A 24198-nucleotide genomic window follows, 5' to 3' on the forward strand; every position below is an offset into this window, starting at 1 on the left:
TATGTTATCGGGTTTATTTTCACGCTCCGCGGCCTCGTCCGCGGATTTTTCACATCTGCAGAACGCCAGTATCGAACTGCGCAAAGCGGCAAAAAGCTACGGCGACCATCGGGTGCTTAACGGCGTCGATCTGCAGATAAGTCCCGGAGAAGTGGTAGCGATCCTGGGTCCTTCCGGATCGGGAAAATCAACGCTGATCCGCCTGATCAACCAGCTCGAAACCCTGAGCGACGGCGAGATCCTGATCGACGGCAGGCCAACCAGGCATCTTACCGCCGCCGCGCTGCGCCAGCTGCGCAGCCGCGTCGGGTTCGTGTTTCAGCAGTTTAATCTCTACGCCCACCTGACGGCGCAGGAAAATATCACCCTGGCGCTGGAGCGCGTGCACGGCTGGACGAAAAACGCGGCCCGCCAGCGGGCGCTGGAGCTGCTGCAGCAGGTGGGGCTGGAGGATAAGGCCAGCCAGATGCCGGCCCAGCTCTCCGGCGGCCAGCAGCAGCGCGTGGCTATCGCCCGCGCCCTCGCCTCTTCGCCGCAAATTATTCTGTTTGACGAACCGACCTCGGCGCTCGATCCGGAGATGATCGGCGAAGTGCTGCAGGTGATGAAATCCCTGGCGCACAGCGGCATCACCATGGTGGTGGTCACCCACGAGATGCAGTTTGCCCGCGAGATTGCCGACCGGGTGGTGTTTATCGACGGCGGCGATATCCTCGAAGTGGCGCCGCCGGAGGAGTTTTTCGCCCGCCCGCAGCACGCACGCAGCCGCCGTTTTCTGCAAAAGGTGCTTAATCCGCTGCACCAGGAGGGCCTAGAGTGACGCCGATTCTCGACTGGCACGGCGTACTCAGCGGCCAGCCGCTGCAGTGGATCGTCTCCGGATTTCTCACCACCCTGTGGGTTAGCGTTGCCGGGATAGCGCTGGCGACCGTGCTGGCTGTTCTGCTGCTGGCGCTGCGCCTCGGTGGCGGCAGGCCGGGGCGCTGGCTGGTGGCCTGCTGGGTTTCGCTGTTTCGCAACACCCCGCTGCTGGTGCAGCTGCTGTTCTGGTACTTTGCCGCCTGGAACCTGCTGCCCCTCGGCGCCCGCGATTTTATCAACGCCGATCACGGCTGGTCGATTCTGCCGGGTAACGTCTGGTGGCTGACGCCGGAGTTTATCTGCTCGATGTGGGGGCTGGGGGTATTTACCTCGGCATTTCTAATCGAAGAGATCGCCTCCGGGCTGCGCGCCGTCGGTAGCGGCCAGCGGGAAGCGGCGGTCTCGCAGGGATTTACCCCGTGGGGCGAGCTGCGCCATATTCTGCTGCCGCAGGGGCTGGCTAACGCCTGGCAGCCGATTGTCGGCCAGTATCTGAACCTGATGAAGCTCTCCTCGCTGGCCAGCGGCATCGGCTTTGCCGAACTGACCTATCAGGTGCGGCAAATTGAGAGCTATAACGCCCACGCGCTGGAGGCCTTTGCCGTCGGCACCGCGCTGTATCTGGCGCTCGGTGTCGCGCTGGGTCTGCTGCTGACGCGCCTCGGCCCGGGTAAGCATTCGCACGGGAGAGTCCAGCATGAACGCTAATCTGGCGGTTATCGCCGATAATCTCGATTACCTGCTGTGGGGACGCCTGGCGGACGGTATTCCCGGCGGCGTGGCCCTGACGCTGATGATGGCCGCTGGCGCAGCGGCGCTGGCGCTACCCGGCGGCGTTTTACTGGCCGCCGCCGCCTGGCGCTTCGGCGGAGTCGTGCGTCGGCTGCTGTTTTTATGGGCCGAAATCATTCGCGGCATTCCGCTGATTTTCGTCATTTTTTGGCTCTGGTATCTGCTGCCGATGCTTACCGGCAGCGATCTGCCCGGCGCGGTAACGGTGACCCTGGCGCTGGCGTGGTTTACCGCCGCCTCGGTGATGCACTCGGTGCTGGCCGGCCTGCAGTCGCTTCCCGCCGGCCAGTATGAGGCGGCGCGGACGCAGGGCTTTTCCGCTGGACAGGCGCTGCGCCTGATCCTGCTGCCGCAGGCGCTGCGCAACGTGCAGCCTTCGCTGGTGGGGATTTTTATCGGCCTGCTGAAGGATACGTCGCTGGCGTTTATCGTCAACGTCCCGGAGCTCACCACCGTCGCCGGCCAGGTGAACAACCGCGTGCAGATCTACCCGCTGGCCATTTTTGTCTTCACCGGCGCGGTCTACTATCTGCTGTGCTGCGGCCTGAGCCTGCTGGCAAGCCGCCGCTTTCGCCGGCGGCAGCGGCTGAAGCCAGCATAAAAATCGCCGCCACTCCCGTCACGCCCTTCGTTATCGGAGGGCGCTATTTTCCCCCATCCCCCGGCGATAAATCGCCACCGTTCACTATTTGTTCGCCTTAGCGTCATATAACGATCATATAAAACGCCATTAATAGTGCCCAGTTTACTGACGAACCTGGACGCCGTTATGAATAGCTCTCTCGCCGCGGTAACCGATAGCGATTACCCACAATTTAGTCAGCCAGATACCGATCGGCAGCGGAAAGTCTTAAGCGTGCGCGGCCTGAGCAAGTCCTACAGCGCGCAGCAAACCGTGCTGGACAACATCAGCTTCGATCTCCACGCCGGCGAGCTGGTGGGCGTTATCGGCCGCTCCGGCGCGGGCAAATCAACCCTGCTGCACGTGCTTAACGGCACCCACAGCGCCACCGGCGGCGAGATCCTCAGCTACCCGGAAGTCGGCACGCCGCGTGATGTCGCCAGGCTAAAGGGTCGGGCGCTGAACGCCTGGCGTAGCGAATGCGGGATGATTTTCCAGGACTTTTGCCTGGTGCCGCGCCTGGATGTGCTGACAAACGTCCTGCTCGGCCGTCTGAGCCAGACCTCGACGCTGAAGTCGCTGTTCAAAGTCTTCCCCGACGCCGACCGCGCGCGCGCAATCTCCCTGCTCGAATGGATGAACATGCTGCCGCACGCGCTGCAGCGGGCGGAAAATCTCTCCGGCGGGCAAATGCAGCGCGTGGCTATCTGTCGCGCGCTGATGCAGAACCCCGGCATTTTGCTGGCCGACGAGCCGGTCGCCTCTCTCGATCCGAAAAATACGCAGCGCATCATGAACGTGCTGCGCGAAATCAGCGAACAGGGCATCAGCGTAATGGTCAACCTGCACTCGGTCGAGCTGGTGCAAGAATACTGCACGCGGGTAATCGGCCTGGCGCGGGGCAACATTATTTTTGACGACCATCCCTCTCAGCTGAATCAGGATGTTCTGCATCGGCTGTACGGGGATGAAATTAGCCAATTGCATTAATTTCCACTCACACGGGCAAAATAATGAAACAATATATCACTGGCGCAGTTCGTTTATCCGCAGCGGTCGCGGGCATTATGATGGCATGGCAGGCAGGCGCTGCCGGGCAGCCGAAAGAGTTAAACCTGGGGATCCTCGGCGGCCAGAACGCCACCCAGCAAATTGGTGATAACCAGTGTGTGAAAGACTTTCTCGATAAAGAGCTGAACGTCGATACCAAATTACGCAACTCTTCTGACTACTCCGGCGTCATCCAGGGTCTGCTGGGCGGCAAGGTTGACCTGGTATTAAGCATGTCACCCTCCTCTTACGCCTCGGTTTGTATTAATAACCCAAAAGCGGTCGATATTGTCGGCATCGCGGTTGACGATAAAGATCAGTCCCGCGGCTACCACTCGGTGGTTATCGTTAAGGCCGACAGCCCATATCAGAAGTTAGAAGATCTGAAAGGTAAAGCGTTTGGCTTCGCCGATCCGGACTCCACCTCCGGCTACCTGATCCCGAACCAAACCTTTAAACAGCAGTTCGGCGGCACCACGGATAATAAATATAACAACTTCTTCTCCAGCGTGACCTTCTCCGGCGGCCACGAGCAGGACATTCTCGGCGTGCTGAACGGCCAGTTTGCCGGCGCGGTAACCTGGGCCTCTCTGGTTGGCGACTACAACAGCGGCTACACCACGGGTGCGTTCAACCGCCTGATTCGTATGGATCATCCCGATCTGATGAAGCAGATCCGCATCATCTGGCAATCGCCGCTGATCCCCAACGGCCCGATCCTGGTGAGCAACGCGCTGCCGGCTGATTTTAAAGCCAAAGTCATCACCGCGATCAAGAAGCTGGATACCGATAACCACGCCTGCTTTATCAAGGCGATGGGCGGCACCCAGCATATCGGCCCGGGCAGCGTCGCTGATTTCCAGCAGATCATCGATATGAAGCGCGAGCTGGTTAGCGCCCGTTAATCCCGCCTCCACGCCGCCTCCCGGCCAGTTGCGCGCGAGGCGGCGGCATGCTGAAGACCCGTCGACGTATGAATACTTCGAATACCGAATTTGAACGCTATTACCAGCAGGTGCGCGCGCGGCAAAAGCGCGACACCTTTAGCTGGTCGCTGCTGCTGCTGGTACTCTACTTCGCCGCGGGCAGCGCGGCTGAATTTAATCTCTTCACCATCTGGCACTCCCTGCCAAACTTTCTCGATTACATGTTTGAGACGCTGCCGACGCTTCACCTCAGCGATCTGTTCGCCGATTCGCATACCAAAGGGTCGTTCGCCTACTGGGGCTACCGCCTGCCGATCCAGCTGCCGCTGATTTGGGAAACCCTACAGCTGGCGCTGGCTTCCACCCTGGTCGCCGTGGCCATCGCCACCCTGCTGGCCTTTCTTGCCGCCAACAACGCCTGGTCACCGCCGCCGCTGCGCTTCGCTATCCGCGTTTTAGTCGCCTTTCTGCGCACCATGCCGGAGCTGGCGTGGGCGGTCATTTTCGTGATGGCCTTCGGCATCGGCGCGATCCCCGGCTTTCTGGCGCTAATGCTGCACACCGTCGGTAGCCTGACCAAGCTGTTTTATGAAGCGGTGGAAAGCGCCCAGGACAAGCCGGTTCGCGGGCTGATGGCCTGCGGCGCCTCGCCGCTGCAGCGGGTCCGTTTCGCCCTGTGGCCGCAGGTCAAACCGATTTTTCTCTCCTACGGCTTTATGCGCCTGGAGATCAACTTCCGCTCCTCAACCATTCTTGGGCTGGTGGGCGCCGGCGGGATCGGCCAGGAGCTGATGACCAACATTAAGCTCGATCGTTACGATCAGGTCAGCATCACGCTGCTGCTGATCATTATCGTGGTCTCGCTGCTGGATATGCTGTCCGGCCGCCTGCGACAGTGGGTTCTCGAGGGTAAAAAATGAGTCAGTGGCAAAACCAACCGGATATCGCCGCCAGCCGCCGCCAGCATAAGGCGCTGTATTGCGCCCAGGGACGCTATTTGCGCTACCTCGGCCTGCTGGCGCTGCTGAGCGTGCTCTACTACGTCTGGTTCTTTATGCAGTTCGGCATCAGCGGGGAGCAGCTCACTACCGGGCTGCAGCAAATCAGCCGCTACCTGCTACGCATGTTCGTGTGGCACGACTTTTTTAACTGGCCGTTCCGCTACTATTTCACGCAGATCGCGATCACCCTGGCGATCGTCTTCGTCGGGACGATCACCGCCACGGTCATCGCCCTGCTGCTCTCTTTCCTTGCGGCGCGCAATATTATGCGCGGCTTTATTCCGGGGATTATCGCCCTGCTGATGCGCCGGATATTTGACATCCTGCGCGGGATCGATATGGCGATTTGGGGGCTGATTTTCGTGCGCGCCGTCGGCCTCGGGCCGCTGGCCGGGGTGCTGGCGATTATCATGCAGGATACCGGCCTGCTCGGCCGCCTGTATGCCGAAGGCCACGAGGCGGTGGACCGCTCACCGGGGCGCGGGTTAACCGCCGTCGGCGCCAACGGCCTGCAGAAACACCGCTTCGGCATTTTCACCCAATCCTTCCCGACGTTTCTGGCCCTCAGCCTGTATCAAATCGAGTCCAACACCCGCTCGGCGGCGGTGCTGGGCTTTGTCGGCGCCGGCGGGATCGGCCTGATTTACGCGGAGAATATGCGCCTGTGGAACTGGGACGTGGTGATGTTTATCACCCTGCTACTGGTGGTGGTGGTGATGGCGATGGATACGCTCTCCGCCTGGCTCCGTCGGCGCTATATCGGCGGCAGCGTGGTGCCGCTGTTTAAATCCTGATAGCGCCAACTTCCCCGGAGGGCGCGGCGCGCTCGCCCGGGGAGATTAGAGCTGCCAGTTGAGCACCGGCCACCGGTACTCCTCATTCGCCGCCGCCAGCTGCCGGCAAGGGTTGACCAGCCGCACGCGGTCGACGTGCAGGCACAGCGGCAGATCGTTGATTGAATCGGTATAAAACGTCACCTCTCCGCCGAACTGCGGATAGGCCTGCCGCCACTCCGCCAGGCGAATCACCTTCCCCTGCTGATAGCTCGGCGTCCCGGCAATCACGCCGGTATAGCCGCCGTCGGCCATCTCCACGTCGATGCCTAGCGCCTGATCGATGCCCAGCTCGTTGGACACCGCCTGCACCAGCAGGCTGACCGACGCCGAGATCACCAGCATCTGCTCGCCGCGCGCCCGCAGCGTGCGGATAGCCTCCCACGCCTGCGGATAGACGCGGGGCAGGATCTCCTCGCGCACGCAGCGAGCGGCCAGCTCATCGACTTCCGCTTGCGGGACGCCGGTAAGCGGAGCCTGGGTCAGCGCCACGTAATCGGCGATATTCATCTCCCCGCGATCGTAATCCGCCATCAGCATCGCTTCTCGCGCCAGATAGTCCGGGTCGCTAATCCATCCTTCCCTCACCAGAAAACGGCTCCATACCGTACTGCTATCACCCTTAATCAAGGTGTTATCCAGATCGAAGATCGTGAGAGTTTTGGACATCGTTAATTTTCCCTAATCAGTAAACAGGCTCGCCAGAGCATGCTGAAGAAAGATGACAGCAGAATGATCCGCCCGGCCTGTCCGCCGTCACGCCAGCGCCTCAAGGTAGCAAACGAAATATCCGCCCGGCAACCCGGCCCGGCGGCGCAATGCCGAAATGATGAGGATCTTTCACCTTGCCATCAGCCGGAATAGGCGCGCCCGCATCGTTTTCCGTGAAGCATTGTTTAATAGTGAAATTATTTATTAATAAATGAGATTAAAAATGTTAACGCCAATATTCTCTGCGCCGCCGGCGGGAGCAATTATGTCTGACCCTAACGTAAGGTTTCGTAAATATCACCCTATCCCATTCTGACAATATGTGTGAATACGCTATAAATAATTCCGTTCTATAGCTCACGATGAAAATAATGATATGAAGCCAAAGCTTGCGCACGCCTTATTATTTGTTCCTTTTTTGATTTTGGCAGGATGTTCATCCCCGGCTAAGCACCCGAAAACCGCGGCCCACCATGAATATGCCCCCATCGACGGCGGTTCAGACGATCTGATCCCGGTGCTCGCCGCGCTGCACGATCAGATGCATACCTGGCACGGTACGCCCTATGAATGGGGCGGTACCGATGAAAGCGGGGTCGACTGTTCCGGCTTCGTCTGGCCCACGCTGAAGGACCGCTTCAACCTGCCGATGGACAGGGTCACCACCAAAGAGTTGCTGCGGATGGGCGAGCGGGTCAAGCCTCAGCAGCTGCGCCCTGGCGACCTGGTGTTCTTCCGCATTAACGGCGGTATGCACGTCGGCTTCTACGACACCAACCATGATTTTCTCCACGCCTCGGCCAGCCAGGGCGTAATGCGCTCTTCGCTGGACAATCCGTACTGGAAGTCGGCTTTCTACCAGGCGCGCCGCCTGCCGAAAGAGTATAACGCCCAGATAACGATGAATGACGACCGCCAGCATCTGGCTAAAAATCGCTAATTCACTATAAGAAAAAGCCGCTGCGTAAACCGCAGCGGCTTTTTTACTGTATATCCGGCATCGCCGGACGTCAGGATAATCAGAACTGGTAGGTCATGCCCACGGCAACGATGTCATCGTCGCTCAGACCCAGCTTATTATCGCTCTTCAGCTGGTTGATTTTATAATCAACGAAGGCGTTCATGTTTTTGTTGAAGTAGTAGGTCAGGCCGACGTCGATATAGTTGACCAGGTCTTCGTTACCCACGCCTTCGATATCCTTACCTTTTGACAGCACATAGCCCAGGGACGGACGCAGGCCGAAGTCGAACTGGTACTGCGCTACCGCTTCAAAGTTCTGCGCTTTCGTCGCGAAACCGCCGCTGATCGGGGTCATTTTGCGGGTTTCAGAATACATGGTCGCCAGGTAGATATTGTTGGCGTCATATTTCAGACCGGTTGCCCAGGCTTCCGCTTTTTTACCCACGCCGCGCGCCAGCTGGTTCTGGGCGTCGGTACGGTCAGAGCTGGTGTAGGCTGCGCTGATGGCAAAATCGCTGCCGCCGAAGTCATAGCTTAAAGATGTACCGAAGCCGTCGCCGTTCTGTTTTTTGGCATCGCGGCTTTCGTTTTTGCCCTGATACTGCAAGGTCAGATCCAGGCCATCCACCACGCCGAAGAAGTCGGTATTGCGGTAGGTTGCCAGACCGCTGGAGCGTTTGGTCATGAAGTTATCGGTCTGCGCGGAAGAGTCGCCGCCGAATTCCGGGAACATATCGGTCCAGGCTTCAACGTCGTACAGCGCGCCGAGGTTACGACCGTAGTCGAAGGAGCCGAAGTTCTTCAGCTTCACGCCGGCGAACGCCAGACGCGTTTTCTGAGTAGAGTCGCTTTCGGTTTTGTTGCCGGAGAATTCGGACTCCCAGCGACCGTAGCCGGTCAGCTGGTCGTTAATCTGGGTTTCGCCTTTGATGCCGAAACGAACGTAGGTCTGGTCGCCGTCCTTGCTGTCATCGTCGCTTAAATAGTGCATCGCTCTGACTTTGCCGTACACGTCCAGCTTATTGCCGTCTTTGTTGAAAACTTCAGCTGCCTGGGTAGCCGAAGAAGCAATAAGACCCATCATTATTAATGCCAGTGAGCTCTTTTTCATTATTCAGTCCTGGTGATTTATTTATACGCGCTAATCAATTCCGGGCGAAGGCCCCGTGAAAACAGGAGGTTTTTTAACGCTCCAGCATTAAAAATTTATGACAATGTGGAACTTTTTATAAAAAAGAGTATTTAAATATTTCCATCATAAAATTGTCATCATCTCTCTCCAGAATGCCCGATCCCGCGCAGTAAAACGGCGCGCTAAAAACGCCGCTGTTGGCAAGCGGCCTGAGTCCTGTTACAACATCACCTCGATATCGATATTCCTTTTGAACGGCAGAGAATCATGAGTGATAGCCAGACGCTGGTGGTAAAACTGGGCACCAGTGTTTTAACGGGCGGATCCCGCCGCCTGAACCGCGCCCATATCGTCGAATTAGTGCGCCAGTGCGCGCAGCTGCACGCTATGGGCCACCGCATTGTTATTGTGACCTCCGGGGCCATCGCCGCCGGTCGTGAACACCTCGGCTACCCGGAACTTCCCGCGACTATCGCCTCGAAACAGCTGCTGGCGGCGGTAGGACAGAGCCGGCTGATTCAGCTGTGGGAACAGCTGTTTTCCATTTACGGTATTCACGTCGGCCAGATGCTGCTGACCCGCGCGGATATGGAAGACCGCGAGCGTTTCCTTAACGCCCGCGACACCCTGCGCGCCCTGCTGGATAACAACATCGTGCCGGTCATTAATGAAAATGACGCCGTGGCCACCGCCGAGATTAAAGTCGGCGATAACGACAACCTTTCGGCGCTGGCCGCGATTCTTGCCGGCGCCGATAAGCTGCTGCTGCTGACCGATCAGCAGGGCCTGTTCACCGCCGACCCGCGTAATAATCCGCAGGCTGAGCTCATTACGGACGTGCACGGTATTGATGACGCCCTGCGCGCGATAGCCGGCGACAGCGTTTCCGGCCTCGGAACCGGCGGGATGGGCACCAAGCTGCAGGCCGCCGACGTCGCCTGCCGCGCAGGGATTGATACCATCATCGCCGCAGGCAGCCAACCCGGCGTGATTGGCGACGTGATGCAGGGTGCATCGGTCGGTACGCGTTTCCACGCGCAGGAATCCCCGCTGGAGAACCGCAAGCGCTGGATTTTCGGCGCCCCGCCGGCGGGAGAACTCACCGTCGATGCCGGTGCGGTACAGGCGATTGTGGAACGAGGCAGCTCGCTGCTGCCGAAAGGCATCAAAGTCGTGACCGGCAACTTCTCGCGCGGCGAAGTTATCCGCATCCGCAATAGCGACGGCCGCGATATTGCTCACGGCGTTAGCCGCTACAACAGCGATGCGCTGCGCCTGATTGCCGGCCAGCACTCGCAGCAGATTGATGCGATCCTCGGCTATGAGTATGGCCCGGTCGCCGTCCATCGTGACGATATGATAATCCGTTAAGGAGCTGAAAATGCTGGAACAAATGGGCATAGCTGCCAAAGCGGCCTCTTACAAACTCGCGCTGCTTTCCAGCCGCGAAAAGAACCGGGTGCTGGAGAAGATTGCCGACTATCTGCAGGCCGGGACCGAAACGATTCTGCGGGCTAACGCCGAGGATCTGGCAGAAGCTCGCGCCAACGGCCTGAGCGAAGCCATGCTCGATCGCCTGGCGCTCACCCCGGCGCGCCTGGAGGGGATAGCCAACGACGTCCGCCAGGTGTGCAGCCTGGCCGATCCGGTGGGCCAGGTCATTGACGGCGGGCTGCTCGACAGCGGCCTGCGTATTGAGCGCCGTCGCGTCCCGCTGGGCGTTATCGGCGTAATCTACGAAGCGCGGCCGAACGTCACCGTCGACGTCGCCTCTCTGTGCCTGAAAACCGGCAACGCGGCCATTCTGCGCGGCGGGAAAGAAACCTGGCGCACCAACGCCGCGACGGTGAAGGTGATCCAGCAGGCGCTGGAAGAGTGCGGTCTGCCGGCCGCGGCGGTACAGGCGATTGAGAGTCCCGATCGGGCGCTGGTCGGCGAGATGCTGAAGATGGATAAGTATATCGATATGCTGATCCCTCGCGGCGGCGCGGGCCTGCATAAGCTGTGCCGCGAGCAGTCAACGATCCCGGTGATCACCGGCGGTATTGGCGTGTGCCATATCTTTGTTGATGAGTCCGCCGAGATTGAACCGGCGCTGAAGATCCTCGTCAACGCCAAGACTCAGCGTCCGAGCACCTGCAACACCGTCGAGACTCTGCTGGTGCATGAGAAAATCGCCGGGCGTTTCCTGCCGGCGCTGAGCAAGCAGATGGCGGAAAGCGGCGTGACGCTGCACGCCGACGCGCGGTCGCTGCCGGTGTTGCAGAACGGCCCGGCGAGCGTAGAGCCGGTGAAGGCCGAGCAGTACGATGACGAGTTTCTGTCGCTGGATCTGAATGTCAAAGTCGTTGCCGACCTCGACGACGCCATTGCGCATATCCGCCAGCACGGTACCCAGCACTCGGATGCCATCCTCACCCGCACCCTGAGCCACGCGAATCGTTTTATCAACGAGGTGGACTCTTCGGCGGTGTACGTGAATGCCTCCACCCGCTTCACCGACGGCGGCCAGTTTGGTCTCGGCGCGGAGGTGGCGGTCAGCACCCAGAAGCTGCACGCGCGCGGCCCGATGGGCCTTGAAGCGTTGACGACCTATAAGTGGATTGGTTTCGGCGACGATACCATTCGTGCTTAAAGCCAGACGGGTGATGCAAAAGTAGCCGGTTGATTCATAAGGCCATTGACGCATCACCCACTTAGTTTTAACCTTTTACCCCGTGATTCACGCTCGTGGACATGTCCTTTCAGGGCCGATATAGCTCAGTTGGTAGAGCAGCGCATTCGTAATGCGAAGGTCGTAGGTTCGACTCCTATTATCGGCACCATCTCAACTTCCCCAAACGTCCGTATTCATCCATAAACACCATGATTTATAAAGATTTTACTGACTTTCAGTCCGTCATTGTCCGTAACCATCCAGTAGAATCCGATACTGAATGTGTATAGGATTGTGTATATGTTCCTGTTCGGTCTTGGATTCCTATACACATGCCTTTAAACGATATGCAGATTCGCCGTGCTAAGCCTGAAGCTAAAGCCTATACACTCGGAGATGGGCAAGGCTTGTCATTGCTTATAGAGCCTAATGGAAGCAAAAGCTGGCGGTTCCGCTATCGCTATGCCGGTAAGCCCAAAATGATCTCGCTTGGTGTGTATCCAACGATTACCCTTGCCGATGCTCGCTCTCGTCGCGATGATGCCCGAAAACTGGTCGCGGAAGGAAAGAACCCGAGTGAAGTTCGAAAAGAGCAGAAGATCGCTTTGCAAACGGAATCCGAAAGTGCGTTTGAAAAGATAGCTACAGAGTGGCATCAGATGAAGTCCGCCAAATGGTCGGCAGGATATGCGTCAGATATCATGGAAGCGTTTCAGAACGACATTTTCCCGTATGTGGGGACAAGACCCATCGGTGAAATAAAACCGCTAGAACTACTTAATGTGCTGCGTAAAATTGAAAAACGCGGTGCGTTAGAGAAGATGCGCAAAGTGCGACAGCGTTGTTCAGAAGTGTTTCGTTATGCCATAGCTACTGGGAGAGCTGAGTTTAATCCTGCTGCAGATCTCTCTAGCGCCCTCGAAGTACATCAATCCAATCATTTCCCGTTCCTAAAAGCTGATGATCTGCCAGATTTTCTTCGTGCCTTAGACAGTTACACAGGGAGTCGGCTTGTCCAGATTGCTACGAAATTAATCATGATTACGGGTGTGAGAACCATCGAATTACGTGCTGCATTGTGGTCAGAATTTGATCTAGATAACGCTATCTGGGAAATTCCTGCTGAAAGGATGAAAATGCGCAGGTCACATCTTGTGCCATTGTCGACTCAGGCGTTAGATTTACTCAATGAACTGAAGATCATGACAGGGAACTATCGTTATGTTTTTCCGGGGCGGAATGATCCGAACAAGCCTATGAGTGAGGCGAGTATTAACCAGGTTATCAAACGCATTGGTTATGGTGGTCTAGTTACTGGACATGGATTCAGGCATACTTTTTCTACTGTTCTACATGAACAAGGCTATGAATCAGCGTGGATTGAAACTCAGCTTGCGCATGTTGACAAAAACTCTATTCGTGGGACCTACAATCATGCAGTATATCTAGATAAGAGAAGGTCTATGTTACAATGGTATGCTGATAATTTTTTCTAATTGAGGAAATATTATGGATTGGCTAGCTAAAAATGCAGATTGGGTTTTTTCTGGGATTGGTGTTCGTGCATTAGATGTTGTCTATGCTCTTATAGTTGCAATTATAGGCATTTTTTTCATCCGAAAGAAAATAAAGCCACTCACCAAGAAAATAGCTAGAGTCTTCATCATAGGCTCTAAGAACAAAACCAATATAAAACAGTAACATGAGTAACAAATCATCAGGTGAGCAATCTCAGAAAATAAATTCTGTGATACTTGGCTCTAATAACAGCACAACATTAACACAAGTAGTTGTTAATGTTAACAGCCATTTTGCCAATCAAGAATCATTGGTAAAGCAATTAAAAGAAGAAATTAAAGATGCTTTGGAAAATGAGTTCTCTGAGTCTGATCACAATATACTCCTTTGTTATCCAAATAAGAAAATAGACAACGAAACCGTTAGCTACTCAATAGATAAAATAAAAAAACATCTTGAGGAGAAAGGTGCTAGTGTTTATGAGGGCGGTGGTAAATCAGCCCTTCCTATAGAGAGCGTTGGATACTCACATTTATCTGAACTAGAATTCATCAGAAAAACAAACTGTGACACGGTGATAATTTTTGCACTAGACGAATTAACTTTATCACAACTAACTCTTATTAGTCATTTCAAGATTTCAAGAAAGCTAGAACTTACCGATGTTGTAATCATATCAAGCGAAGACTTCAAAAATAGCGATCAGTTTTTGTTAAATGGCGCTTTCAAATATTGCAGCGACAATAACTGCTCAGTGATTTCTTTAGATTCGCTAGGGGATAATGAAATAAAATCAATTATCGATAGAATCGTTAATAAAAAAATAATCCAAAGAAAAAATGGTCTATTGGGGGTCTAAATGGAAGTAAACACAAACTTTAGGTTATTACTTTGGGGGGTGTCAATAATACAACCTTCGTCCCCTGATGAAGTTTTAGGTTATTTGAAAGCTGTATTAAACGATGATGGACTGCTTCCAGAGATAGATGTTATGGAAGACTACTTTGATAAATTAAAAAAAATTGGGTATATTGAACAGGTTTCGAAGAGAAATAATTTATTCTCTATTACCCCTCAAGGAAACGAAAAATTACCACCAAGGTTAAAAAAACTGAGAGATAAGATTAGAATTTTTCTACTTGACAAATGTTATACCCAAAGTAAATTAGAACGGCTGGCCTCAACTAAAACAGAGAAAATGAGCGGCGATTCGCCGTTCTTAACGTTAAGGCACATTTTAAAAGAGGTTCCGCACCCAAGCCTGCCTTGGGCGACCGGGACCCTGCCCAGCCGCCCAAGGCAGGCTTGGGTGCGGATCTATGAGCAATTAAAGATTGGTTCGACGTTCGGTGATGAGGCCAGCACTTCCATCACTGATACTTCACCTAGTGAGGTGAAGAAAAATATTCTGTCTTTAAATTTTTACTCTTTTAATAACCTTGAACATAATTATTTCAATAATAATGGGGTTACAATTATTTCCTCCTGTCTCGGGGTCTCTCCTGGCTTACTAACCTCAATGATAAAATCTCCTGAAAAATATTATAGACCATTTGAGCTAACTAAGAAAAATGGTAAAAAAAGGGAGATACTAGCTCCTAGAAAATTCATAAAAGTTACGCAATACTGGATCGCAGACCATCTCTTGAATAGACTTAAAATTCACTCTTCATGTTTTTCTTATATACTCAATAAACTTCAAAGTGCAGATTGTTTCAGGGAGCCACATTAAGTCCTGCAGATGAAAATATTTATTTTTGACTTTATTGAGTATTTTAACCTTGGTCTTTATTATCAGCAGCCATTAACTCCAGCAGATTTCCATCAGGATCCCGAAAGAAAACAGATTGTGATGGCTGACCTGAACTCGTTTCACGGGGCACCGGGCCATGGATTATTTCGATATCGTTTTTCTCAAGTAGCTCTAACACGCTGAGAATTGTCCCTCCCCACCGGAAGCATAAATCAGCACTCCCTGGCATTGGCCTTTTAGCTACAAGTTCCACGCCATTCTCAACCTGATGTAAACTCAGGACAATATCACCCAGCGATACCTGCCTTACAAGCAGTTTCCCAAAGGGGGCGTACTCTGCATGAATTTTTGCACCAAACAATTTATCGTAAAAACAGTAAGATACTTCAAGGTCGGCAACAGTTATTGCAACATGATCAATGAGAGTTATTTTGTTCACAGGTGAACACCTTACGCTATACGTCGTTATGTCTCTGACACGGAACTGAGCACCTGAAAATTGTCGTTGATACGACAGCCCAGTTTCTGCCCCAGTTCCGGCAGGGTTCGTTCAAAAAATCCTCTTATCGCGTCCCTGAAGGCTTTCGCTGACGCAAAATACCGGTTATTCCGCACATGCTCATTCATCACCTTCCACAACCGTTCTGTCGGGTTCAGGTTCGGGCTGTACGGCGGCAGATAATGCAGTTCAATATTCATCACGAAGGCCCAGTCCTTAACCAGCGATGCCCGGTGATAAGGCGCACCGTCCAGTATCAGATGCACTTTCTGCGACACCGGATAAGTCTGGCGAACTGCAATAAAAAAACGGCAGATAGCATCCGCATTAATCTGCGGATAATCACGGGTCACCGTCCGGGCCAGGTCGTTCACGCTGAGGGCGCTGATGATGTTCAGGCGGGTCCGGCTCCCGGTGGTTTTCACCGCTTTCAGTTCCCCCTTTCTTATCCAGCCACAGCTCAGCTTCGTTGACTGCGTCGGATGTACCGCATCCATAAACAGAATGGGTTCGCTGTCACCGGCAGCCTGCTTCAGCGCTTCATAATGCGTCATGAACTGCTGCTGTTGTGCCGGGCAGAACTTATGGGGAATACCTGACGGTTTTTTCCAGGTGAACCCGTTGCGGTGAAGCCACTTATTCATACCCGGAATGCTGTAGCGCACACCGAAGCGGTCACGGACAAGCGACACGATACTGGCCGTCGTGATGTGAACAGTGTCAGTCAGAAGCTGACGAAGTTCGGCAGACTCCCCGGGAGTCAGATGCTCCTGCGAACCGCCGTTATCAGAGGTGAGCTTACCGTCGCTGAGATAATCCGATAGATGACGCAGAACCGTGGTCTCATGAATGAGCTGAGACTGCGCAATCATGGCAGGAGACCAGCCCTGAGCAGAAAGCAGCACGCAGCGTATCCGGTCGCAGACACGGCGGTCACGACTCTGCCGGTGCTGAGCCTCAAGGGCGGCAATCTGTGCGGAGGTCAGTTTTACGTTCATGGCCTGAGCATGATCCTCAGCACCGACGAAATCAAGCAGTTTCAATGATCACGGGTATATATTATTACCTTTATTCTCAAACAGAGTAATTTTTTCATACACTTACGAAGTGCTGAGTACCTGTGCAGAGTTACTATAACGTTAGTGTTTCTACTCCAGTTTACTAGCGACGATCGTTGTAATCTTAATAAATCTATTTAGCTCTGAGATAGACCTAAAATTTGTGGCAAGAAAGAAAAATATGACGGTTTCAAGAGGAACGGAGCTTATACAGGAAAAGATGCAGTAGAAGCCACTCGCCAATACTGTACATACACCAGAGTTTGATAAAGAAGCGTTCAGCAAACTAAAAGCCTACTTTGATCTCACGAAGAAAAACGCCGTCGAAAATTGTGTGGACTGGATATTCTGCTCAATAATGTCGGTCACCAGCAGTATCGGAAATCGCAGGAAGAATTAACAACTGAAGAATCCCAGGATAAACGCCCTTACCAACCCCCTCCCCCGAAAAGAAAACCCACCGTCAGTATTGATGAGATTGACGCCGAGGTTGGATCTCGCAAAGCGACCTACTTTATTACCTGCTTCAGAAAGATGATGGGCCAGACGCCGCGGCGGTACCGCAAGGCAAGTCTGGCCAGGAACTGCACGTGAGAAGGGACAGGCCGGGTTAAGCCGCCGCCGTCTGCCGCGCTCGCGCCTCCTCATAGCTCGGCATCGACGAGGCGGCGCCCGCCCGCTCCACGCACACCGAGGCGTAGGCCGAAGCGAAACGGGCGGCATCAGCGAGATCGGCTCCGGCGGCGAGCTGCGATGCCAGCGCGCCGTTAAAGGCGTCGCCTGCGCCGGTGGTATCGACCGGCACCGCCGGGAATGCCGCCACCAGCTCGGTTTTTCCCGCCACGGAAAGCAGCGCCCCTTGCGTCCCGAGGGTGACGATCAGCGCCTTAATCCCCTTCGCGTGCAGCGCTTCGGCGGCCACCTTCGCCGAGGCGACATCCTGTACCTCAATGCCGGTCAGCAGCGTACACTCGGTCGCGTTAGGGGTGAGCAAATCGACCTGTGCCAGCAGAGCGTCGGGTACCGCCTGGAACGGCGCGGGGTTGAGAATAATAAACGTACCGCTCGCTTTGGCGATGCCAATCAGCTTCTCAATGGCCGAGAGATTGTTTTCCAGCTGGGTCAGCAAAATATCCGCTGCCGCAATCGCCGGGCGGCACTGCTCAACCTCCTCGTCCGTCACGGTGAGGTTGGCGCCGGGATCCACCGCAATCATGTTTTCCGCATCGGTGCCAGCAACGTAAATCAGCGCATTGCCGGTTGGGCATTCGCCGGTGGTAAACAGCGTGACCGCGTCAAACCCCGCGCTGTCGAGATGGCGGCGCGCGAAAGTACCGAAATCATCGCGCCCCACCTTGCCAATATAGTGTACCCGCGCTCCGGCCCGCAGCGCGGCGACGGCCTGGTTGGCCCCTTTACCGCCCGCGCCCATCATACTGTTGCGGGCAATCAGCGATTCTCCCGGCTGTGGAAAACGGCTCATCCCGGCGACAATGTCGAGGTTGAATGATCCAAACACGCACACCTTGCCCTTATTCATGCCTCTCTCCTGAGTGGAAAATGCCGCTGCGATAGTTGTTGTGGTTTAAAACGCCGCTGCGCCGCCAGGCAGGCGCCGCGGCAGCCGCTTTCGTCGGAGGCGCCGCTGAGCGTAATGGTCAGGTCGTTGGCCGGATACGGGCTGCGTAGGTGCGAACGAATCAAGCGTTGCAGCGTCTCCTGCGGGAAACCGGCCATCGCCAACACCCCGCCGCCGAGCACCAGGTATTGCGGGTCAAGAATATTCATCTCGCTGGCGATAGTGCAGGCCAGCCGCTCGACGAAGGCCTGTAAATCCGCATGATCGCCGTGCTTCACAAACAGCTCCGACATCGCCGTCTCCGGCGCGTGCCGCCGGGCCCAGCCGCTGAGCCAGCTGCCGGAGGTCAGAGTTTCAACGCAGCCGGTTTTACCGCAGGGACAGGGCAGAAGATTATCCTTGAGAGGAATATGGCCAATCTCGCCCGCGCCGCCGTGCGCCCCGTGATAAAAATCGCCGTTCAGCCACAGGCTGTTGCCAAAGCCGGTACCGAGATAGACGCCCACCGCGACCTCGGGAAGCACGTCGAGACGAGTTAAATCCCACCACATCAAATGGTTAACGTCTTTATCCATGCCGACGGGCAGCCCGAGCCGCGCCGCAAGCAGCTGCGCCACCGGCTGGCCGTCGAGGGCCGGGATAAACGGCAGCGACAGCACCGTCCTGCGGTCGTGGGATAATATTCCCGGCAGCCCGAGCATCACCCCGGAGACCGGGACGCTGACGCCCTGCAGGTACGCGGCAAGCAGCCGTTCCAGCCCGCCGATCGGGTCCGGCAGGTCAGCCCAGCTGCGGGTAGCCACCTTCTGATAGCCCTGAAAAACCTGCTGGTCGTCCATCAGTATCAGCCGCGTGCTGGTACCGCCAATATCTACACCGAGAAAATGCGCCATAGCCTCTCCTGCCCTCAGGCTGCCTGACGCGCCTGACGCATCTGATCGAGCATCTTGTCCCACGCGCGGTCCAGGTCCGTATCCAGATTGAACAGACCGGAGCTGCCGACGATCAGCACTTCCGCCCCTGCCGCCATCAGCCGCTGGTAGGTATTCACGTTGCAGGAGCCGTCGATCTCAATCAGATAGCGATGGTTGTGCTGCTGCTTGAGATCTCGCAGTTGGGCAATTTTCTGCAGCATCTCCGGAATAAACGGCTGGCCGGCGTAGCCCGGATCCACGGTCATGACGGTGATCTTGTCCAGCAGATGAATGTAGTGCTGGATAAACTCCACCGGCGTCGCCGGGTTCAGCACCACGCCGACTTTTTTACCCAGCGCACGGATCTGATTGATCACCCGGAAAGCGTCGCGGTTGATGGTTTCCGCATGCGGGCAAATGTAGTCCGCCCCGGCTCTGGCGATCGGTTCGATAAAGTCGGTGGGGTTTTCCACCATCATATGGACGTCGAGCGTCAGCGGCGTGTGCGGGCGGATCTGTTCGATGAAGAACGGCGACAGCGTGATGTTTTTGACGTAATGACCATCCATGATGTCAATGTGCAGCATATCAGCGCGACGGTTCAGCACCGCCAGCTGCTGTTTAATATCGATTAGGCTCATACACATCAGCGACGGAGATATTTTGTATTCCATGATGTTTTCCTGAAAGCAGAGAGATTAAAAATACGTGTCGTTAATTCATCAAAAGGCAGGTCTAGGAGCGCGCCGCCCGGGCTTTTTCCGCGCTAAGCCTGCTCGCCCGCTTTTGCATATAGCGGGTACGGAAGAATCGGAGGCCGAGAACCACAATCAGCACCGCGCCCCACATCGCCAGGCTGAAATGCGGGCTGACGTTCAGCAGATTCAGGCCGGTTGAAATCACCTGTAAAACCACCAGCGAGAGCACCACGCCGCTCACCCGGCCGAAACCGCCGAACGGATCGGTACCGCCGAGAATAATCGCCAGCACGGTAAGCAGCAGATAGGAGTCGCCGTATCCCATGCGCGCCGAGTTAAAGCGTGCCATCATCACCAGGCCGGCGATCACGCAGAGCATGCTCGACAGTACGTAGATTGCGATCAGCACCCGGTGGGTATTCACGCCGCTGAAGTGGGTGGCGTTGATGTTGCTGCCGCTCATGTAGATATATTTGCCCAGCCGGGTGCGTTCGAGGAATACCGCGATCAGCACCGCCGTGGCCAGAAAGATAATCAGCGGCACCGGGATGCCGAGCAGGGTATCGGCGCCGATATAGCGCACGATATCAGGCATCCCGCTGATGGCCGCGCCCCGCGAAAGATAGATGCCAACACCGTTCACCATCGTCATGGTGGCCAGGGTGACCAGAATCGGATGGGCGCCGATATAGGCCACCAGCGCGCCGGTCAGCATGCCGATGGCCATTGCCAGCACCATGGCGCCCACCAGGGCCAGGGTCAGCCACACCGCTTGCAGACCGAGGCTGGCATCCGGCGGCAGATAGGTGAGAAATACCCACGCCATCAGCAGGCTGGTTAAGTTCGAGGTGGCGATGATGCACAGGTTCAAGCCGCCACTAAGGATCGGAATAAACATCGCCAGCGTCAGCAGCCCCAGTTCCGGCAGCTGGAAAGCCACGCTCAGAAAAGTCGAGTCGCTGAAGAAGCGCCCCGGCAGCGCCAGACTGAAGCCGATAATGACCACCAGCAGCAGTAAACTCAGCCCTATCGTGGTGCTATCCACTTTGAAACGTAGCCCTGTACCGCTGGCGTTCATTTTCAGCCCCTTAGTTTTGCTTAACATTGCAGGTTCCTCATGCGAATCCGACATCGGTTTCTTTGCGTTTTTTGTAGTGCGTAACGGTGATAGCCACTACGATCGTCATGCCGATGACAACGTTCATGAAGTAGTTGGAAACGCCCACCAGGTTGAGGCCGTTCTTTAAAATGCCGATCAGGAAGACCCCCATCAGGGTACCGACGACACTCCCCTTACCGCCGTTCAGGCTGGCGCCGCCGAGTACCGCCGCCGCCAGGACGTCAAGCTCGCCTCCGACCAGCGCATTCGGCACCACTTCCCCCACGCGATAGACCTGCACCAGGCCCCCGATGGCGGCCATCGCGCCGAGATAGCCGTAGGCAAACAGATGCAGTGCGCCGACGCGAATGCCGATGCGTCGCGCCGACTCCTGGTCGCCGCCGACCGCAAACAGCTGGCGGCCAAGATGGGTTTTATTGAGCAGAATCCAGGTCAGCGCGGCGACGGCCAGCATCACCACCAGCGGCAGGCCGATCTGATAATGTCGCTCTCCAATGTTGAACGGCAGCACCTGAAGCGGGGTAACCAGCCAGCCCGGCAGGTCGTACAGGCTGGTGCCGTTGGTGAACCACATCAGCATGCCGAACAGCAGCGACTGCATGCTGATGGTGACGATGATCGACACGATGCGCAGACAGTAGATAAGCACGGCGTTAATCATGCCGAAGAGGGTGCCGATGGCGATCGCCAGTAAGATCGTGCCGCTCGGGCTGGCCAGACCGTAATGAATCACCAGCGTCGCAATGATGTACTGCACGACCGAGGCGACGGCGGCGAAGGAGATATCGATCCCGCCGGTGACCAGCACCACGAACAGGCCGAGGGCAAAAATGCCGCTGACCGCATAGCTTTCCGACAGGTCCAGCAGATTTTGCAGCGTCAAAAAGCGATCACTCAACAGCGAGAACGTGACGATCAGCGCCACCAGCACCCAGGCCAGGTAGCCCTCGTTGGTGGACGGACGTAACCGGTTGAAATTAAGCATTGACCGCCTCCGCGAGCTGTTGTTGGCTAATCATGGCGGGCAGGTACTCGCCTTTTACCGTTCCTTCGCTAAAGTGCAGCACGCGATCGCAATTGAAATAGACCTCCGGCACTTCGTCGGAGATCAGCAGGATCGAAATCCCCTCTTCCGCCAGCTGGTGGATCAGCTGGTAGATGCTGGCCTTGGCGCCGACGTCGACTCCTACCGTCGGCGAGTCGAGGATCAGAATCTTCGGCTGGGTCAGCACCCATTTCGCCAGCACGATTTTTTGCTGGTTGCCGCCGGACAGGGTGGAGATCGCCTGATCGGGGCTGGCGACCTTGACCCCCAGCTTTTCGATCCAGCGCTGGATAATTTTATTTTTGCGGTATTCGTCGATCAGATGAAAACGGCTGCGCAGCTGATCCATGATTGCCAGCACCGTGTTATCGCCGACCGACTGCTGCTGGATAAGCCCCAGCGTCAGGCGGTCTTCTGATACGTAGCCAATCCCCGACTTAATGGCGTCTTCATGTCCGCGAAAGCGCACCGGTTTACTGTCGAGGTAAATTTTGCCGCTGTCCGGACGGGTCATGCCAAACAGGCTCAGCGCCAGCTCGGTACGCCCTGAGCCAAGCAGCCCGCACAGGCCAAGCACTTCGCCGGCGTGCAGCTTAAAGCTGACGTCGCGGTACTGGCCCGCGCGGCTCAGCTTGTCCAGCTCGAGCATGATCCGCCGATCGTTCTGGTTGGCGGCCTTCAGGCGATAGTCCAGCTTGAGGCCGGTCATCAGTTCGGTGAGGCGTTCGCTGCTGACCTCTGCCGCCGGCCAGGTGCCGACGCGCTTACCGTCGCGAATCACGGTCACGCTGTCGGAAATCTCCAGCACTTCGTCCAGGCGATGGCTGACGAACACCACGCTGATACCTTTATTCTTCAGATAATGCACGGTGCGCAGCAGCTGGTTGACTTCGGTACGGGTCAACGACGCGGTCGGCTCATCCATAATCACCAGCCGGGCATCGGCCACCAGCGCGCGGCAGATGGCCACCTGCTGGCGCTGGGCTATCGGCAGCGAGGAGACTTTAGCGTCGAGATCCAGGCTGTAGTTCAGCTCGCTGAGAATACGCCTGGCGGTGTCGCGCAGGCGCGATGGGCGATACCAGCCCATCAGCCCGTGCAGGTTATGGTCGAAGGCGATGTTTTCCGCCACGCTCAGGTTCGGAAAGAGCGACAGATCCTGGTAAATCACCTGGACGCCAAAGCCGCGCGCCTGTTCCGGACTAAGCCGACTGAATGTCTGGGTGTGGAAGTTCTTATCCGCGAGGGTGATGGTGCAACCGTCATCCGGCTGGTAGACCCCCGAGATAATCTTAATCAACGTACTTTTGCCGCAGCCGTTGGTACCCGCCAGGCAATGTACTTCGCCGGGCATAAGCTGCAGAGAGATATCGTTCAGCGCGCGCTGACCGCCAAAGGTCACCGACAGATTTTGCACAGCAATCAGCGGCGTCGTTTGGGTTGCGAAGATCCCGGAGATCGCCATCATTACAGCCCCATTTTCACCAGTTTTGGCAGGTTCGCCTTGTCGAGACTTTCGGTTTTGTTCCCGAGGATGGTATGGGTGGTTTCGTCAACCTTCACTTTACCCATCCCTTCGATATCCATGCCGTCAACGATCGGCTGGCCTTTGGAGATCATGCTCGCCATGCGCACGAAGACTTCTCCGGCCACCATCGGGTTCCAGATATAGCCGCCGTTGATCGCCCCGCTGTTAACCAACGCGATCCCCTGTCCCGGGCTGAACGAGCCGTAGACGCAGATATCGCCATTCTTACCGCGGTTCTGCACCGCCCGACCGGCGCCGATCGGGCCCTGTGAACCGATCGCCAGAATGCCCTTCAGATTTTGATCTTTCGACATCAGGTCGTTGGTGGTGCGGATGGTGTCGTCAAGGGATTCGCCGACGCCAAACTTATCGCCAAGCTGATGCATATTTGGGTAGTGCGCTTTCTGGTAATCGATCGCCGCGTCGGCCCACTTCTGATGCAGCGGCACGGTCAGGCTGCCGACGTAGACCGCATAGTCCCCGCTCTCTTTCATACACTGCGCGAGGGCGATCATGTGGTTAATGCCGAGCTGGGCGGCATCGACCATTTCGAAGTCCCAGTTGGCGTATTTCTGGTTCGGCGACTCATGGGTAATCACTTTGATACCGGCATCGCGAGCGCGTTTCAGCACCGGCTCCAGCACCTTCGCGTCATTCGGCACCACGCCGATAATGTCAACTTTCTGGGCGATCAGGTCTTCAATGGCGCGAACCTGCAGCGCCGGATCGTCGCTGGTGGGGCCGACCTGCCATGCATCGATACCTTCCTTCGCCGCTTCGCTTTTAATCCCGGCTTCCATCGCGTTGAACCAGGCGTTGCCGCCCACTTTCACCACCACGCCCATGCGAATTTTGTCGGCGGCATGCGCCGCTGCCACGGACAGCACAGCGGAAGCTAACAAACAGGCCAGTACAGACTTTTTCATGTAGTTTCTCCACAG

25 protein-coding genes and 1 tRNA gene are annotated in these 24198 nt (G+C 56.0%); 15 read left to right on the top strand and 11 right to left on the bottom strand.

All coding sequences use genetic code 11. The features are described from left to right. Position 1 precedes the first annotated feature (1 nt). The 7 genes from AC1M2H_RS21865 to phnE (AC1M2H_RS21895) all read left to right on the top strand — a co-directional run bounded on the left by AC1M2H_RS21865 (position 2) and on the right by phnE (AC1M2H_RS21895) (position 6046). Positions 2-820, top strand: a complete 819-nt coding sequence (locus AC1M2H_RS21865; protein ID WP_480149031.1) for an amino acid ABC transporter ATP-binding protein — start codon at positions 2-4, stop codon at positions 818-820. Continuing rightward, positions 817-1569, top strand: coding sequence for an amino acid ABC transporter permease (locus AC1M2H_RS21870; protein ID WP_480149032.1), 753 nt, complete (start codon positions 817-819; stop codon positions 1567-1569). The genes AC1M2H_RS21865 and AC1M2H_RS21870 overlap by 4 nt, the downstream gene beginning before the upstream one ends. Further along, positions 1559-2254, top strand: a complete 696-nt coding sequence (locus AC1M2H_RS21875) for an amino acid ABC transporter permease (protein ID WP_480149033.1) — start codon at positions 1559-1561, stop codon at positions 2252-2254. The genes AC1M2H_RS21870 and AC1M2H_RS21875 overlap by 11 nt, the downstream gene beginning before the upstream one ends. A 168-nt stretch (positions 2255-2422) precedes the next feature. Next, complete coding sequence (phnC, locus tag AC1M2H_RS21880; RefSeq protein ID WP_480149034.1) at positions 2423-3265, top strand: phosphonate ABC transporter ATP-binding protein; 843 nt, start codon at positions 2423-2425, stop codon at positions 3263-3265. 23 nt (positions 3266-3288) lie between these two features. Further along, positions 3289-4230, top strand: a complete 942-nt coding sequence (gene phnD, locus AC1M2H_RS21885; protein WP_480149035.1) for a phosphonate ABC transporter substrate-binding protein — start codon at positions 3289-3291, stop codon at positions 4228-4230. Positions 4231-4298: 68 nt separating this feature from the next. After that, positions 4299-5171 (top strand): phosphonate ABC transporter, permease protein PhnE, encoded by an 873-nt coding sequence (phnE, locus tag AC1M2H_RS21890; protein WP_480152008.1) that lies wholly within the window; start codon positions 4299-4301, stop codon positions 5169-5171. Continuing rightward, on the top strand, positions 5168-6046 hold the full coding sequence (gene phnE / locus AC1M2H_RS21895) for a phosphonate ABC transporter, permease protein PhnE (RefSeq protein ID WP_480149036.1): 879 nt from the start codon (positions 5168-5170) through the stop codon (positions 6044-6046). The genes phnE (AC1M2H_RS21890) and phnE (AC1M2H_RS21895) overlap by 4 nt, the downstream gene beginning before the upstream one ends. Positions 6047-6091: 45 nt before the next feature. Here phnE (AC1M2H_RS21895) and AC1M2H_RS21900 read toward each other — a convergent pair whose 3' ends face one another. Next, entirely contained in the window at positions 6092-6754 is a 663-nt protein-coding gene (locus AC1M2H_RS21900; RefSeq protein WP_480149037.1) for an HAD family hydrolase, read from the bottom strand. 418 nt (positions 6755-7172) lie between these two features. On the opposite strand from AC1M2H_RS21900, the gene AC1M2H_RS21905 reads away from it, so the two are divergent. Continuing rightward, positions 7173-7736: a C40 family peptidase gene (locus AC1M2H_RS21905; RefSeq protein WP_480149038.1), complete on the top strand. Its 564-nt coding sequence runs from the start codon at positions 7173-7175 to the stop codon at positions 7734-7736. Between the two features lie 79 nt (positions 7737-7815). Here the strand turns inward: AC1M2H_RS21905 and phoE are convergent, their stop codons facing one another. Continuing rightward, positions 7816-8868, bottom strand: coding sequence for a phosphoporin PhoE (gene phoE, locus AC1M2H_RS21910; RefSeq protein ID WP_464414887.1), 1053 nt, complete (start codon positions 8866-8868; stop codon positions 7816-7818). Positions 8869-9156: 288 nt separating this feature from the next. Between phoE and proB the strand changes: the two genes are divergently transcribed. The 7 genes from proB to AC1M2H_RS21945 all read left to right on the top strand — a co-directional run bounded on the left by proB (position 9157) and on the right by AC1M2H_RS21945 (position 14795). Beyond that, positions 9157-10260, top strand: coding sequence for a glutamate 5-kinase (gene proB / locus AC1M2H_RS21915; protein WP_480149039.1), 1104 nt, complete (start codon positions 9157-9159; stop codon positions 10258-10260). A gap of 10 nt (positions 10261-10270) precedes the next feature. Next, the gene (gene proA, locus AC1M2H_RS21920) at positions 10271-11524 is read left to right on the top strand and encodes a glutamate-5-semialdehyde dehydrogenase (RefSeq protein WP_480149040.1); all 1254 of its coding nucleotides are present in this window, start codon (positions 10271-10273) and stop codon (positions 11522-11524) included. A 114-nt stretch (positions 11525-11638) separates the two neighbouring features. Beyond that, positions 11639-11714 (top strand) — tRNA-Thr (locus tag AC1M2H_RS21925). A 163-nt stretch (positions 11715-11877) separates the two neighbouring features. Further along, entirely contained in the window at positions 11878-13041 is a 1164-nt protein-coding gene (locus AC1M2H_RS21930; RefSeq protein ID WP_480149041.1) for a tyrosine-type recombinase/integrase, read from the top strand. Between the two features lie 13 nt (positions 13042-13054). After that, a complete protein-coding gene (locus AC1M2H_RS21935; protein ID WP_480149042.1) occupies positions 13055-13246 on the top strand; it encodes a hypothetical protein in 192 nt (63 codons plus the stop codon). Between the two features lies 1 nt (position 13247). Then, positions 13248-13922, top strand: a complete 675-nt coding sequence (locus AC1M2H_RS21940) for a hypothetical protein (RefSeq protein ID WP_480149043.1) — start codon at positions 13248-13250, stop codon at positions 13920-13922. Then, the gene (locus tag AC1M2H_RS21945) at positions 13923-14795 is read left to right on the top strand and encodes a hypothetical protein (protein ID WP_480149044.1); all 873 of its coding nucleotides are present in this window, start codon (positions 13923-13925) and stop codon (positions 14793-14795) included. A 43-nt stretch (positions 14796-14838) separates the two neighbouring features. Here AC1M2H_RS21945 and AC1M2H_RS21950 read toward each other — a convergent pair whose 3' ends face one another. The 9 genes from AC1M2H_RS21950 to AC1M2H_RS21990 form a co-directional block, all read right to left on the bottom strand. Continuing rightward, positions 14839-15255, bottom strand: coding sequence for a VOC family protein (locus tag AC1M2H_RS21950; RefSeq protein WP_480147914.1), 417 nt, complete (start codon positions 15253-15255; stop codon positions 14839-14841). A gap of 26 nt (positions 15256-15281) precedes the next feature. Continuing rightward, entirely contained in the window at positions 15282-16313 is a 1032-nt protein-coding gene (locus tag AC1M2H_RS21955; protein WP_480151833.1) for an IS630 family transposase, read from the bottom strand. Between the two features lie 670 nt (positions 16314-16983). Next, the gene (gene rbsK, locus AC1M2H_RS21960) at positions 16984-17913 is read right to left on the bottom strand and encodes a ribokinase (RefSeq protein ID WP_480149045.1); all 930 of its coding nucleotides are present in this window, start codon (positions 17911-17913) and stop codon (positions 16984-16986) included. Next, complete coding sequence (gene alsK, locus AC1M2H_RS21965) at positions 17910-18845, bottom strand: allose kinase (protein ID WP_480149046.1); 936 nt, start codon at positions 18843-18845, stop codon at positions 17910-17912. The genes rbsK and alsK overlap by 4 nt, the downstream gene beginning before the upstream one ends. Before the next feature lie 14 nt (positions 18846-18859). Further along, on the bottom strand, positions 18860-19540 hold the full coding sequence (gene alsE / locus AC1M2H_RS21970; RefSeq protein ID WP_133601379.1) for a D-allulose 6-phosphate 3-epimerase: 681 nt from the start codon (positions 19538-19540) through the stop codon (positions 18860-18862). A gap of 61 nt (positions 19541-19601) precedes the next feature. After that, on the bottom strand, positions 19602-20642 hold the full coding sequence (locus AC1M2H_RS21975; protein ID WP_480152009.1) for an ABC transporter permease: 1041 nt from the start codon (positions 20640-20642) through the stop codon (positions 19602-19604). Between the two features lie 37 nt (positions 20643-20679). Then, complete coding sequence (locus AC1M2H_RS21980) at positions 20680-21669, bottom strand: ABC transporter permease (protein WP_480149047.1); 990 nt, start codon at positions 21667-21669, stop codon at positions 20680-20682. Next, a complete protein-coding gene (locus AC1M2H_RS21985; RefSeq protein WP_480152010.1) occupies positions 21662-23194 on the bottom strand; it encodes a sugar ABC transporter ATP-binding protein in 1533 nt (510 codons plus the stop codon). Before AC1M2H_RS21985 ends, AC1M2H_RS21980 begins: the two co-directional genes overlap by 8 nt. 2 nt (positions 23195-23196) lie before the next feature. Continuing rightward, positions 23197-24183, bottom strand: coding sequence for a substrate-binding domain-containing protein (locus AC1M2H_RS21990; protein ID WP_480149048.1), 987 nt, complete (start codon positions 24181-24183; stop codon positions 23197-23199). Between the last annotated feature and the right edge of the window lie 15 nt (positions 24184-24198).

The organism is Klebsiella sp. F11, from assembly GCF_056712265.1.

Coding starts and splice junctions, on each gene's coding strand:
- rbsK (WP_480149045.1), bottom strand. CDS start 17,913: ATGAATAAGGGCAAGGTGTGCGTGTTTGGATCATTCAACCTCGACATT.
- AC1M2H_RS21930 (WP_480149041.1), top strand. CDS start 11,878: ATGCCTTTAAACGATATGCAGATTCGCCGTGCTAAGCCTGAAGCTAAA.
- AC1M2H_RS21985 (WP_480152010.1), bottom strand. CDS start 23,194: ATGGCGATCTCCGGGATCTTCGCAACCCAAACGACGCCGCTGATTGCT.
- proB (WP_480149039.1), top strand. CDS start 9,157: ATGAGTGATAGCCAGACGCTGGTGGTAAAACTGGGCACCAGTGTTTTA.
- alsK (WP_480149046.1), bottom strand. CDS start 18,845: ATGGCGCATTTTCTCGGTGTAGATATTGGCGGTACCAGCACGCGGCTG.
- AC1M2H_RS21990 (WP_480149048.1), bottom strand. CDS start 24,183: ATGAAAAAGTCTGTACTGGCCTGTTTGTTAGCTTCCGCTGTGCTGTCC.
- AC1M2H_RS21975 (WP_480152009.1), bottom strand. CDS start 20,642: ATGAACGCCAGCGGTACAGGGCTACGTTTCAAAGTGGATAGCACCACG.
- AC1M2H_RS21945 (WP_480149044.1), top strand. CDS start 13,923: ATGGAAGTAAACACAAACTTTAGGTTATTACTTTGGGGGGTGTCAATA.
- AC1M2H_RS21955 (WP_480151833.1), bottom strand. CDS start 16,313: ATGAACGTAAAACTGACCTCCGCACAGATTGCCGCCCTTGAGGCTCAG.
- AC1M2H_RS21900 (WP_480149037.1), bottom strand. CDS start 6,754: ATGTCCAAAACTCTCACGATCTTCGATCTGGATAACACCTTGATTAAG.
- AC1M2H_RS21875 (WP_480149033.1), top strand. CDS start 1,559: ATGAACGCTAATCTGGCGGTTATCGCCGATAATCTCGATTACCTGCTG.
- AC1M2H_RS21865 (WP_480149031.1), top strand. CDS start 2: ATGTTATCGGGTTTATTTTCACGCTCCGCGGCCTCGTCCGCGGATTTT.
- phoE (WP_464414887.1), bottom strand. CDS start 8,868: ATGAAAAAGAGCTCACTGGCATTAATAATGATGGGTCTTATTGCTTCT.
- phnE (WP_480149036.1), top strand. CDS start 5,168: ATGAGTCAGTGGCAAAACCAACCGGATATCGCCGCCAGCCGCCGCCAG.
- phnD (WP_480149035.1), top strand. CDS start 3,289: ATGAAACAATATATCACTGGCGCAGTTCGTTTATCCGCAGCGGTCGCG.
- AC1M2H_RS21940 (WP_480149043.1), top strand. CDS start 13,248: ATGAGTAACAAATCATCAGGTGAGCAATCTCAGAAAATAAATTCTGTG.
- AC1M2H_RS21935 (WP_480149042.1), top strand. CDS start 13,055: ATGGATTGGCTAGCTAAAAATGCAGATTGGGTTTTTTCTGGGATTGGT.
- phnE (WP_480152008.1), top strand. CDS start 4,299: ATGAATACTTCGAATACCGAATTTGAACGCTATTACCAGCAGGTGCGC.
- AC1M2H_RS21905 (WP_480149038.1), top strand. CDS start 7,173: ATGAAGCCAAAGCTTGCGCACGCCTTATTATTTGTTCCTTTTTTGATT.
- AC1M2H_RS21980 (WP_480149047.1), bottom strand. CDS start 21,669: ATGCTTAATTTCAACCGGTTACGTCCGTCCACCAACGAGGGCTACCTG.
- phnC (WP_480149034.1), top strand. CDS start 2,423: ATGAATAGCTCTCTCGCCGCGGTAACCGATAGCGATTACCCACAATTT.
- proA (WP_480149040.1), top strand. CDS start 10,271: ATGCTGGAACAAATGGGCATAGCTGCCAAAGCGGCCTCTTACAAACTC.
- alsE (WP_133601379.1), bottom strand. CDS start 19,540: ATGGAATACAAAATATCTCCGTCGCTGATGTGTATGAGCCTAATCGAT.